The sequence below is a fragment of the Streptacidiphilus jiangxiensis genome (genome assembly GCF_900109465.1).
GTDB classification, from domain to species: Bacteria; Actinomycetota; Actinomycetes; order Streptomycetales; family Streptomycetaceae; genus Streptacidiphilus; species Streptacidiphilus jiangxiensis.
Window position 1 is genome coordinate 66,345 of sequence record NZ_FOAZ01000005.1, and the last position, 11,850, is coordinate 78,194.

The window sequence follows — 11,850 nt, forward strand, 5'->3', positions numbered from 1 at the left end:
TGCTGGCTTGAGGAGGCTGGGTTACGTGGGTGAGTCCCCCGACAGGTCGATCCGGACCGCGGGAGCGGAGAAGCAGGAGGCGGAACGCACGCCGGTGGAGGCGGCCGAACCGACCGATGCGGTCGATCCGGCGGATCCGGTCGAGCCCGCCGAGCCCGCAGGCCCGACGGACTCGCCCACCCGCACCCTGCGCCCGCGCGAGCGGGAGGCGGCGGAGGCGGGGGCCGAGGCCGAGGACGCGGCGGCGGAGTCGACGGAGACGGCGGACGGGACCGGGGCGGAGGCCGAGTCCCCGGTCGAGAGCGCGACGCGCGTGCTGCGCGCGCCCGCGCCTGCCGCAGCGGCGGCGAGGGCCGAGGAGCAGTCAAAGGAGGACTCCGCGGCCGACGAGGGCGCGACGCGGGTGCTGCGCGTGCTCGAGCCCGCCGTGGCGGCGGGGAAGGCCGAGGCGGCCGAGGAGGAGCCGGGGGAGGACTCTGCGGGCGACGTCGGCGCGACGCGTGTGCTTGTGCCTGCTGCGGACGCCCAGGCGTCCGACGCGGCGACGGACACGGCCGAGGAGCCGGGCGCCGAGCCGGAGTCGGAGCCGGAGGCTGACGCCGACGTGGAGTCGGGCGTGCGCTCCGAGCCTGAGTCGGTCGCCAAGCCGGATCCGCGCGTGCCGGCGTCCGCCGAGCCTGAGCCCGGCCCGGCAGACGCCGCCGGGGAGTCGGCCGAGCCCGAGCCCGAGGCAGACGCCGAGGCCGACGCCGCCGGGGAGCCGGCCGAGACCGAGACCGAGACCGAGACCGAGCCCGAGGCCGACGCTGCCGGGGAGCCGGAGGAGCCCGAGGCCGTCGAGGAGACCGAGGAGGTCGCGGAGTCCGCGCAGTCCGCAGCGGTCGCGGCTGAGGGCGACGAGCCCGAAGCCACCGACGAGCCCGAGCCCACCCCCGGGCCCACCCCCACCCCCGCGCCGGACCGCGCGCCCCGGGGTGGTGGCGGGTTCGCGGACGCGGAGACGCGGGCGATGTCCGTGCTGCCGCCGATTCCGCCGCCGCCCGCACCGCCGCGGCCCGTGGCCGGGGCGCCCGCGGGTGCGCCCGCGCGGGGGCTGCCGGTGGGGGCGACGGCCGTCGCGGACTCGCCGGAGACCACCGTCGAGGCGATGGAGGTGCTGGCGGGGCTCAGCGCCAGGCCGATGACGCCGATGCGGGTCGCGCTGCGGCGCGTTCGGCTGTGGGGGACGCTTCTGGTGCTGCTCGTGCTGATCCTCGGCACCGTGCAGCTGGTGCGGCCGCTGCCGTCGCCGAAGCTGGCGCAGTCCGCGGCGACGGGCTACTCGTTCCAGGGCGGGACGCTCGCACTGGACTGGCCGGTCAAGGGGCAGGCGGCCGTTGCCGTGCCGGGCCTCGGGCTGATGGGGCAGAGCGGCAGCGGCAACCCGGTGCCGCTGGCGAGTGTCACCAAGATGATGACCGCGTACATCGTGCTGCGCGACCACCCGCTGAAGAAGGGCGAGCCGGGGCCGACGATCACCGTCGACCAGGGCGCCGTCAACGACTACAACACCGGCAAGCCGGCCGGTGAGTCGGTGCAGAAGGTCGCGCTGGGCGAGAAGCTGTCCGAGTACCAGGCGCTGCAGATGCTGCTGCTGCCCTCGGCCAACAACGTGGCCCGGCTGCTCGGGCGCTGGGATGCCGGGACGGATGCCGCGTTCGTGCAGAAGATGCAGGCCACGGCCGCGCAGCTGGGCATGACGCAGTCGACGTACACCGACCCGAGCGGTCTGGACGCGACGACCCGCAGCACCGCCGCGGACCAGCTGAAGCTGGAGGCCGCGGCGATGGCGGACCCGGTCTTCCGGGAGGTCGTGGGCACCCAGCAGTTCGACTCGCCGCTGAACGGGCTGACGGCGAACACCAACACGCTCGTCGGCAAGAACGGCGTGATCGGCATCAAGACCGGCAGCAGCACGGCGGCGCTGGGCAACCTGGTCTGGGCGGCCGAGCAGAACGTGGGCGGCGTGCCGCAGCTGATCATCGGTGTGACGCTGAGCCAGCCGGCCGTCGGCTCGGGTCCCGGGCAGGGCATCCTCGACCAGGCCCTGGCCAACAGCAAGAAGCTGATCCTCAGCGCGGAGAGCGCGCTGCAGGGCCACACGATCGCGCACAAGGGCGACGTGGTCGGCTACGTCGACGACGGGCTGGGTGGCAGGACGCCGGTGGTGGCGACCGAGGACGTCCAGGTGACGGGCTGGAGCGGCCTGTCCGTCGGCGTCTCGCTGCGGCCCGTGGGAGGCAAGGGGATTTCGCACGCGGCGGCGGCCGGCACGGTCGTCGGCGAGCTGGTGGTCGGCAGCGGGGCGAGCGCGCAGACGATCCCGGTCGCGCTGCAGTCGGATCTCGCGGCGCCCGGTTTCGGGGCCAAGCTGACCCGCCTGGCCTGACCGGCCGTCAGTCGGGAGCGCGCCCCCTCCGCGGAGGGGGCGCGCTTTTTACGTCCTGCCGAAGGTGCATCAAACGGACATAGCCATAGGAACCCTGGCAACCCGTGGCGACAAAACGGGCAAATGGGGAGGGCGGTTCTGTGAATCCTGTGACAGTGACGTGATGGACCTCTCAAAGCCCGCCCGCTGGCTTGAGGTTTAGGGGCCGATCTGCCTACCGTCACGGCCAGCCGCACTTAAGCGGAACTGACATCTCCGGAACGCCGAGTCCTGCCGCCGGGGAATCGTCAGACGTCACCCGACGCACACCACGGCAGGAGCGGGGGACCCAGGTAAGTCGCCGCGGACGTCTCGTCCGCGGCTTGGGGTGAAGCCGTGCCACAGCACGGCCGGGCGACTCCGGCCCGAACCCGACAGCTCACCTCGCAGGCGTGGGAGAGGACCACCTCATGCTGTCCAGCAGCACGGGTCGCCACCGCGCGCCCAGCAACGCCCGCCGTATCTCCAAGCGCCTCGTCGCCACCGTCGGCCTGACCGGCGCCGGCATGGCCCTCCCGCTGGTCACCGCGACCGGCGCGCACGCCGCCACCGTCTCCACCTGGGACGCCGTCGCCCAGTGCGAGTCCTCCGGCGACTGGTCGATCAACACCGGCAACGGCTACTACGGCGGCCTGCAGTTCGACCAGTCCACCTGGGACTCCTACGGCGGCCAGCAGTACGCCTCCCGCGCCGACCTCGCCACCAAGGACCAGCAGATCGCCACGGCCGAGAAGGTCCTGGCCAACCAGGGCCCCAGCGCCTGGCCCGTCTGTGGCCCGCAGGCCGGTCTGTCCCAGGGCGGCGCCGCTCCGTCCCTGAACACCTCCGGCTCCGCCGCGTCCTCGTCCTCGTCCGCCTCGTCCTCGGCCTCCTCGTCGTCCTCGTCGAGCAGCGCGTCGAGCAGCTCCTCCGACGACAGCGAGAGCTCGGACTCCACCGCCTCGGCCCCGGCCGCCTCCTCGGCGCCGTCGGCGTCCAAGGCGTCCGGCACGTACACCGTGCAGTCCGGCGACTGGCTCTCCACCATCGCCCACAAGGAGAACGTCTCCGGCGGCTGGCAGCGCCTCTACCAGCTGAACAAGGGCACCCTGACGCAGGGTCCGAACCTGATCTTCCCGGGTCAGAAGCTGACGCTCGGCGGCAGCGCCTCCTCGGCGCAGGGCACCAGCTCGGACGCGTCCTCCTCGGACTCCTCCGCGGCGACCACCTCCACCACGACCACGGCGACCAACGCCTCGGCCACCACCTCCGCCCCGCAGGCCTCCTCCTCCGCGGCGCAGACGGCGATCTCCTTCGCCGAGGCGCACGTGGGTGACTCCTACGTCTACGGCGGCACCGGCCCGAACAGCTGGGACTGCTCCGGCCTGGTCCAGGCCGCGTACGCCCAGGCGGGCGTCTCCCTGCCGCGCACCAGCGAGGAGATGGCGTCGAGCGTCACCCGCATCTCCGTGGACCAGGTCCAGCCGGGCGACCTGCTGTTCTGGTCCAACGACGGCAGCGCCGCGGGCACCTACCACGTCGCGCTCTACGTCGGTGGCGGTCGCTTCGTCGAGGCCGCCAACCCGAGCGCGGGCGTCAAGTGGGAGACCATCTCCAACTACACCCCGGACTTCGCCGGCCGCATCGGCTGACGCAGTCCCCGGGTGACGTCGGGTGACGTCCGTTCTCACACACCCGGAGTGCCGGACACCTTGTCCTGGTACTCCGGGTGTCGTGTCAGCCAGGCCGTGATGAAGGGGCAGGTCACCTCGACCCGGATCCCGCGCCCGATGCCGTCCTCGACGGCGGCCCTGGCCAGGAGGCCGCCGATGCCGAGGCCCTCGTAGGCCGGGCCGACGACCGTGTGCTGGTACACCACCCGCTCCCCGTCGCGGACGTAGGAGGCGAAGCCGACCAGCTCGCCCTCGATCCGCGCCTCGAACCGGTGCGCCTGCGGCGCGTCGGCGACCGTGACCTCCGCCTCGCTCGTGCTCATGCCCGTCGCCTCCTCGTCTGGCCTCCCAGCAGTCTCGTTCATGTGAGTGGTGCTCGTGCGAACGGACACGCCCGCGACCGGCGCCCGAAGTGAAGACGCATCGTGGATGCCAGTTTTCGACGTGCCCCCAGTAGGCTCGAGTCATGCACCTGATGAAGTCCACCGACCTGGCCCTGCGGCTGCTGATGCGGCTCGCGGTGGAGTCCGGCGGGACGGCGCCGACGACACGGGAGGTCGCCGCGGCGCTCGGGGCGGCGTACACGCACATGGCCAAGGTCGTCGCCCGGCTCCAGCATCTCGGGCTGGTGGAGGCCCGGCGCGGGCGTGGCGGCGGGCTCGAGCTGACGGTGGCCGGCCGTGCGGCGTCGGTGGGTGCGGTGGTGCGCACCTTCGAGGGCACGGGCGACCTGGCCGCCTGCGTGGGTGACGAGGAGTCCTGCCCGCTCAACGCGGCCTGCCGGCTGCGCGGTGCGCTGCGGCAGGCGCAGGAGGCGTTCTACGCCTCGCTCGACGGCGTCTCGGTGACGGACGTCGTCGCAGCGCCGACCGGGCCGCTGTTGCTGGCGATCAGCAAGCGGCCCGGCGACGCGGGTTGACGCGCGGCCCGGTGGTCAGCCGGCGATCCACAGGTCGGGGCCGAAGACCTCGTAGTGGATGTCGGCGGCGGGCACGCCCTTGGCCAGCAGCTGGGCGCGGACCGCGCGCATGAAGGGCAGCGGGCCGCACAGGTAGGCGACGGTGCCCGCGGGCACCTCGGTGTCGTCGAGGTCGACCAGGCCGGTCCGGTCCGTGGCGGTGGCCTGCTGCTCGTAGAAGTACGTGGCGGTGCCGTCGGCGAGCTTGCCGACGAGCGCGGTCTGCTCGGCGCGCAGCGCGTGGTGGGCGGGGGAGCGGTCGCCGTGGACGACCAGCACCGGCCGCTGGTGGTCGCGGCCGGCCAGCTCGTGCAGCAGCGACAGCATCGGGGTGACGCCGATCCCGGCAGAGGCGAGCAGCACGGGGCGGTCCGCGAGGTCCCCGGTCGGCACCAGGTCGCCGAAGGGGGCGGAGACACGCAGGGTGTCGCCGATCCCCACGTGGTCGTGCAGGTGGTTGGAGACCTCGCCGCCGGGCTCGCGCTTGACGCCGATCTGGCGCACGACGGCGTCGGTCGCGCCGACCAGGCTGTACTGGCGGATCTGGCGGGCGCCGTCGGCGAGCTCGACCTGGACGGAGACGTACTGCCCGGCGCGGAACGGCAGCGGCCGGGCACCCTCGCCGACCGGGCGCAGCAGGAAGGAGGTGACGTCGCCGGTCTCCTCGGTGCGGTCGACGACCTCCCAGTCGCGCCAGGTGCCGCCGGCCAGGCAGCCCTGCTCGGCGTAGAGGCCCTCCTCGAGCGCGATCAGCGCGTTCGCCATCAGCCAGTAGACCTCGTCCCAGGCGGCGGCGACCTCGGGGGTGACCGCGTCGCCGAGCACCTCGACGATCGCCGCGAACAGGTGCCGGTGGACGACGTCGTACTGGGCGGGGGCGACGCCGAGGGAGGCGTGCTTGTGGGCGATACGGCGCAGCATCGCGTCGGGCCGGGTGTCGGGGTGCTCCAGCAGGTGGGTGGCGAACGCGGCGATCGAGCCGGCCAGGGCCTGGCGCTGGGTGCCGGCGGCCTGGTTGCCGCGGTTGAAGAGGTCGCGCAGCAGCTCCGGGTGGGCCTCGAACAGCTTCGCGTAGAAGAGCTCGGTGATGTCGCCGATGGCCGCGCCCACGGCGGGCAGGGTGGTGCGGACGACGGGGGTCGACTTCTCGGAGAGCATGCCTGGCTCCTGGTGGGTGCGGTGGGTTGGTGCAGGTCCGACCAACCCCGACCGGCCCAAGCTAACATGCACCGAGAATGCATATTTAAGCGGGGGTGAAAGGCCTGAGCTGGGTGATCCCCCGTTCCACCCGGCTCAGGCCTGCGCCCTTGACGATATGGACACCGGTCCTAGATCCGTCCTAGGTTCGTCCTGGCCGACACGGCACCGACACGACATGGGGAGCTGCGGACACCAGTGGGCACGAGACAGCCGGACGTCCGGGCGGGCGTCCTCGGGCCCCTGTTCGTGGAGGTCGACGGTCGTGAGGTGATGCTCGGCGGCCCCCGGGTCGCCAAGGTGCTCGCGGCCCTGCTGCTCGACGCCGGCCGCACCGTCCCGCTGGACCGACTGGTCGACGCGATGTGGGACGACGGCGGTCCCACCACCGCCGTGCGCCAGGTGCAGGACGCCGTCTCCGGGCTGCGCCGTGCCCTCGCCGCCGCCCCCGGCCTGGTCGCCACCCGGCCCGGCGGCTACCTGCTGGAACTCCCGCCGGACCGGCTCGACCTGCTCGCCTTCGAGCAGGCCCGGGACCAGGCCCGGCAGGCCGTGGGTGATCCCGCGCGCGCCGTCCCCGCCCTGCGCCGCGCTCTTGCCTGCTGGCGTGGACCGGCCCTCGCCGGGCTGGCCGGCGACGCCCTCGGCACCGAGGCGGCCCGGCTGGACGCACTGCGCGTCGCCGTCCACAAGCAGTGCCTCGACGGCGAACTCGCCCTCGGCCGCCACCAGGACGTCGTCGAGGAACTCGCGGCGTTCCACGCCGAGCACCCGCTCGACGAGCGGGTCGCGGAGCTGCGCCTGCTCGCCCTGTACCGCTGCGGCCGGCGCGGCGAGGCGCTGGAGGTCTACCACCGGGTGCGGCGCCTGCTCGCCGACGAGCTCGGCGTCGACCCCTCGCCCGCGCTGCAGGCCGCCCACCAAGGCGTCCTCGACGGTGATCCGGCGCTCGCCAGAGTGCCCGCGCCGCGTGCCGTCCCGGTGGCCGACGCGGTGATCCCACGTCAGCTGCGGCCCGCATTGCGGGACTTCACCGGCCGACAGGTGCTCGTCGCGCGGCTGCGCGAGGCACTGGCCGACCGCGACGAGCGCGGCGGCGCGGCCACCGTCGCGGTCCTCGCCGGCGCCGGGGGCGCCGGCAAGACCTCGCTGGCGCTGCACGTCGCCCACCAGGCCGCCGAGCGCTTCCCCGACGGGCAGCTCCAGGTCGACCTGCGCGGCTTCGGCGGCGCCCCGGCCGAGCCGGGCGAGGTCCTGGCCCGCTTCCTGCGCGGCCTCGGCGTGCCGCAGCAGCGCATCCCCCAGGACGTGGAGGAGCGCGAGTCGCTCTACCAGAGCACCCTGGCCGGCCGCCGGATCCTGGTGCTGCTCGACAACGCCCGCGACGCCGCGCAGGTCCGCCCGCTGCTGCCCGCCTCCGGCGGCTGCGCGGTCCTCGTCACCAGCCGTAGCACCCTCCCCGGCCTGGACGGCGCACGGCGCTTCACCGTCGGCGTCCTGGCGGAGGAGGAGGCGGCCCGGCTGTTCGGGCGGATCGTCGAGCCGGCGCTCGTCGCCGCCGAGCCGGAGGCGGTCGCCGAGGTGCTGCGCCTGTGCGCCGGGCTGCCGCTGGCGATCCGCATCGCCGCCAGTCGCCTCGCCTGCCAGCCCGGCTGGAAGGTCGCGACCCTGGCCGCCCGGCTGCGCGGACAGGACCACCGCCTGGACGAGCTGCGTGTCGAGGACCGCGCGGTGCGCGGCTGCTTCGCGGTCGGCTACGACGCCCTCGACCCGGCCGAGGCCCGCGCGTTCGCCCTGCTCAGCGCGTGGAGCGGTCCGGACGTGACGCCCGACTCGGCCGCCGCGATGCTGCAGGTGCCGCTCGCCGGGGCGCGCCGCCTGCTGGAGGCGCTCGCCCGCACCCACCTGGTCGAGGCGCGGGGCGAGGAGCGGTACTCGTACCACGACCTGGTCCGCGTCTACGCCGAGGAGTGCGCCCGCGAGTTCTTCGCCGCCGAGCGCACCCCGGCCGCGGCACGCCTGGCCGCCTGGTACGCGCACGCGACCGACCACGCGGCCAAGCTGCTCCAGCGCGAACGCACCCTGTTGTGCCGCCCCGAGACCGGCCCCTGCCCCGGCGGCCTGCCCGGCTTCACCGACCGTGCCACGGCCCTGACCTGGTACCAGGACGAGCGCGCCAACCTCACCGAGGCGGTGCTGCTCAGCGCCCAGGGCGAACCGACGCCGGTCACCTGGCGGTTGGCCATGGCGATGCACATCTTCGCGGTGCAGAGCGGCAACTGGCAGTCCATCCGCTCGGTCAACCTGGTCGGCCTGGCCTCCGCGCGACGCCTGGGCGATGCCCTCGGCCAGGCGTGGATGCTGCTCGGCCTCAGCATCTCCTACATCGGCTTCGGCGACCTGGTGCTGGCCGAGCGCCGCGCCCGCGAGGCCCTGGCGCAGGCGGAGCTCTCGGGCGACCGCACCGCGCACACCTCGACCATGTCCCACGTCGGCCTGGTCATGCACCACCTCAAGCGCTACGAGGAGGCCGCGCACTGGCACGGCCTGGCCGTCGCCGACGGGCGGATGGCCGACAAGCCCGGCCTGCACGCGGCCACGCTCAACAACCGCGGCTTCGCCTTCCACGCCCTGGAGCGCTACGAGGAGGCGGCGGACTGCTACGACGCCGCCCTGGCGATCCTGCAGTCCTCCCCGGACCCGATCCCCTACGTCGAGGCCGGCGTCCTGGACAGCCTGGCCCAGACCCGGCAGCGCCTCGGCCGCACCACCGAGGCCGCCCTCGCCTTCCGCCAGGCGGCCACGCTCCGCGCCGGCCTGCGTGACCTCGACGGCCAGGCCGCCACCCTCGACCGGCTCGGCGACCTCCACGCGACCGGTGGCCGACCCGCTGCCGCCCACGCCGTCTGGACCGAGGCCCTCACCGCCCTGACCGGCCGTGACAACCCCCTGGCGGCGGTCCTGGAGGCCAAGCTCGCGGACCTGACCGCCCACCGCTGAACGCCCACCGCCGACGCCCGCCGCCGAGCGCCGTCGAGGGCACGGCTTCAAGCCATTGTCGGACGGTCCGCCCGACGGGTCATCCGGTGCCAAACCGGGGCGCGAGCCCCTTGGCATGTCCGCACATGAGTTGATTTGACGTCTCGTCAACTATGGTTCCCTGTCTGGTTTTGGAAGCCTGAACCCCCTTGCTGGGCGTGATCGCGCATGGTCGACTGCTCCCGCTTGAAATCTTCGAAGCTTCGTAGGGGGAACTGTGAAGTTCAGGAAGACTCTCGCGCTCGCAGCCATGCTGGCGGCCGTCCCCGTGGTCGGGGTGGCGGGCAGCGCGCAGGCGAGCAACTGCACGTCCGCGACGTCCAACGGGCACTGTTACGCGGAGAACCAGCTCGAGGGGAACGGCAGCCACCCGAACGCCGCCGGGGTGGACCTCGACGTGAACTGCCTGAGCGTGGCGAACCGTTCGACCGACTTCGACGACTGGGAGATGTGGTTCGCCACCGACACCCCCCAGGTCAGCTACGACACCTGGACCGAGGAGGGCATGACGGCCGGCTCGCTGCAGGGCGGCTACCAGGGCTTCCTGTGGTACTGGGCGGACATGCGGCCGAACGGCACCTACAACGAGCACTACATCCGCAACGCCTCGGTCGGCACCTCGACCAACGTCAGCGTGTACTACGCGGGGAACGACAACGACAACGTCTACCTGGGCGGGTCGCTGGTCGGCACCTCGGCCGGCAACGGCTCCGGCGGCCTGTACGCCAACGCGGGGTTCGAGTCGACGACGACGGCGGCCACCCTCCAGGGCTGGGCCGACAACTTCCAGTACCGCGTCGGGTCCAGCTGGAGCTGGGCGAGCCCCAACGTCTGGAACACCAACTCCGGCTGGGTCGGCACCTCCGCCTCGGGGAGCAACCTCTACGCCAGCACCGGCTGCGGCGGTGGCGCGGCCCCGCTCGCGGCGCCCGCGGCGCACGCGCTCCCGGCCGACGCCGCCCAGCGCGCCCGTGTCCTGGCGCAGATCGTCCAGGGCGTCGCGACCCGCGCCCACGGTTCCCACCTCGGGTCCGCGCGGACGACCCGCAGCACGCGCCAGCAGGCCATCAAGGCCCTGCTCGGGGGCGACCGCGTCCAGGGCGACCAGGCCGTCGAGGTGATCCAGCTCAACGGGGACTTCAGCCCGGTCCGGTCCATGAAGCAGCGCAAGGCCGGGGCGCTGCCCACCAGCAACACGCTCACCATCCTCGTGGACCCGGCCACCGGTCGGATCACCGACTGGGGCATCAGCAACATCGGGTCCGCCGCGCTGGCGCAGCTCGGGCCGGTGAGCCAGTTGTCGTGACGGCTCAGGAGGCCGCCGAGCCCTCGGTGAGCGGGTCCGGGTAGCGCCACGAGACGGCGTGCGTGCCGTCGTCGGCGTAGCCGCACCCGCCGATCTGGGCCCGGACCTCCGCGGTCGTCGACGTGCCGGTCATGAAGAACCACAGTTCCTCGTGGCCGGCACTCAGGCAACGCTGCCGCGGGTCGGCGGTCGGCGCGCTGTTGAACCGCCCCGCCACGGTCGCCGCCCGCGGGCCGGTCAGCTCGGTCGACGCAGCAAGGCGCCAGGTCAGCGGATTCGTGGTGTGCGGGACGTAACTGCAGACCAGGACCCGCCGCGGGGCGGGGTCGACGCGCGTCGGACCCCGCCAGGCGTTGAACAGTGCGTGCTGCGGGTCGGCCGGTGTCGCCGGGCAGGAGGCGGTGAGGCCCGCGGCCGCGGTGGTCACCTGGGTGGTACCGGAGCCGCCGAGCGTGGCGACCGCGGTGACCGTGGCGACGGCGGCGACGGCCAGCGTCCCGCCCGCGACGGCCAGCCGGGTGCGGTTCCGCCTGGCCCTGGTCCGAGCCCCGGCCACCTTGTCGAACAGGTCCGGCGGTGCGGCCGCACGGCTCGCGGCCGCGGTCAGACCGCGCCTGAGCAGTTCCTCTTCCTTCGACATCAACGGCCTCCCTCGACCTGTCGGGACAGCTGGGTACCGACGGACAGCAGGGCGCGGAGCTTCACGAGGGCCTTGGCGGACTGGCTCTTGACCGTCCCCGGGCTGCACCCCAGGACCTCGGCGATGTCGGCCTCGCTCAGGTCCGCGTAGTACCGCAGCACGATGACGGCGCGCTGGCGACGCGGCAGCTGCCGCAGGTAGCGCATCATCAGGTCGGCCTCGTCGACGTGCCCGTACGCGTTCCGGGTGTCCTCGAGCTCCAGGCCCGGGTGCAGCACTTCCCGGACCGACCAACGGCGCCGCGCGTTCAGGAACACCGAGAGCAGGACCTTGCGCACGTACGCGTGCGGATTCGTGCCCTGGCTCACCCGCTCCCACCGGGGCCAGACGCGGACGAGCGCGGTCTGCACCAGATCCTCCGCGGCATCCCGGTCCGCGGCCAGCAGGTAGGCCAGCCGCACCAGGGCTCCCCGCTGCTGGGCGACGTAGTCGCTGAAGCCCGTCGGCCCGTCCACTGTCACCGTCCTCGCCCGTGTCCGCGTGGGTGCTGTCGTGCGGTGGTCCGCATCACCTGTTCAACACGGACGCGGG

9 protein-coding genes and 1 riboswitch are annotated in these 11,850 nt (G+C 73.6%); of the genes, 5 read left to right on the forward strand and 4 right to left on the reverse strand.

All coding sequences use genetic code 11. The features are described 5' to 3' along the window. The first annotated feature begins 25 nt into the window (after window positions 1–25). Both BMY61_RS11560 and BMY61_RS48345 read left to right on the forward strand, forming a co-directional pair. Window positions 26–2,428: a D-alanyl-D-alanine carboxypeptidase gene (locus BMY61_RS11560; protein ID WP_083555153.1), complete on the forward strand. Its 2,403-nt coding sequence runs from the start codon at window positions 26–28 to the stop codon at window positions 2,426–2,428. A gap of 289 nt (window positions 2,429–2,717) precedes the next feature. Next, window positions 2,718–2,873, forward strand: a riboswitch (cyclic di-AMP (ydaO/yuaA leader). A gap of 4 nt (window positions 2,874–2,877) precedes the next feature. Then, the gene (locus BMY61_RS48345) at window positions 2,878–4,098 is read left to right on the forward strand and encodes a transglycosylase family protein (protein WP_063773359.1); all 1,221 of its coding nucleotides are present in this window, start codon (window positions 2,878–2,880) and stop codon (window positions 4,096–4,098) included. A 35-nt stretch (window positions 4,099–4,133) separates the two neighbouring features. On the opposite strand, the gene BMY61_RS11570 is transcribed toward BMY61_RS48345, so the two are convergent. Then, complete coding sequence (locus tag BMY61_RS11570) at window positions 4,134–4,442, reverse strand: GNAT family N-acetyltransferase (protein WP_042455654.1); 309 nt, start codon at window positions 4,440–4,442, stop codon at window positions 4,134–4,136. A 143-nt stretch (window positions 4,443–4,585) separates the two neighbouring features. Between BMY61_RS11570 and BMY61_RS11575 the strand changes: the two genes are divergently transcribed. Beyond that, window positions 4,586–5,038 carry an RrF2 family transcriptional regulator gene (locus tag BMY61_RS11575; protein WP_042455651.1) on the forward strand — a complete coding sequence of 151 codons (453 nt, stop codon included), beginning with the start codon at window positions 4,586–4,588 and terminating at the stop codon, window positions 5,036–5,038. Between the two features lie 15 nt (window positions 5,039–5,053). Here BMY61_RS11575 and BMY61_RS11580 read toward each other — a convergent pair whose 3' ends face one another. Continuing rightward, window positions 5,054–6,235 (reverse strand): globin domain-containing protein, encoded by a 1,182-nt coding sequence (locus BMY61_RS11580; RefSeq protein WP_042455649.1) that lies wholly within the window; start codon window positions 6,233–6,235, stop codon window positions 5,054–5,056. Between the two features lie 237 nt (window positions 6,236–6,472). Between BMY61_RS11580 and BMY61_RS11585 the strand changes: the two genes are divergently transcribed. Continuing rightward, window positions 6,473–9,274 (forward strand): AfsR/SARP family transcriptional regulator, encoded by a 2,802-nt coding sequence (locus BMY61_RS11585; protein ID WP_052439236.1) that lies wholly within the window; start codon window positions 6,473–6,475, stop codon window positions 9,272–9,274. Between the two features lie 256 nt (window positions 9,275–9,530). Further along, a complete protein-coding gene (locus tag BMY61_RS11590) occupies window positions 9,531–10,619 on the forward strand; it encodes a hypothetical protein (RefSeq protein WP_143094291.1) in 1,089 nt (362 codons plus the stop codon). A 4-nt stretch (window positions 10,620–10,623) separates the two neighbouring features. Here the strand turns inward: BMY61_RS11590 and BMY61_RS11595 are convergent, their stop codons facing one another. Continuing rightward, the gene (locus BMY61_RS11595) at window positions 10,624–11,259 is read right to left on the reverse strand and encodes a hypothetical protein (protein ID WP_042455645.1); all 636 of its coding nucleotides are present in this window, start codon (window positions 11,257–11,259) and stop codon (window positions 10,624–10,626) included. Then, window positions 11,259–11,774: a SigE family RNA polymerase sigma factor gene (locus tag BMY61_RS11600; RefSeq protein ID WP_042455642.1), complete on the reverse strand. Its 516-nt coding sequence runs from the start codon at window positions 11,772–11,774 to the stop codon at window positions 11,259–11,261. Before BMY61_RS11600 ends, BMY61_RS11595 begins: the two co-directional genes overlap by 1 nt. Window positions 11,775–11,850 lie beyond the last annotated feature (76 nt).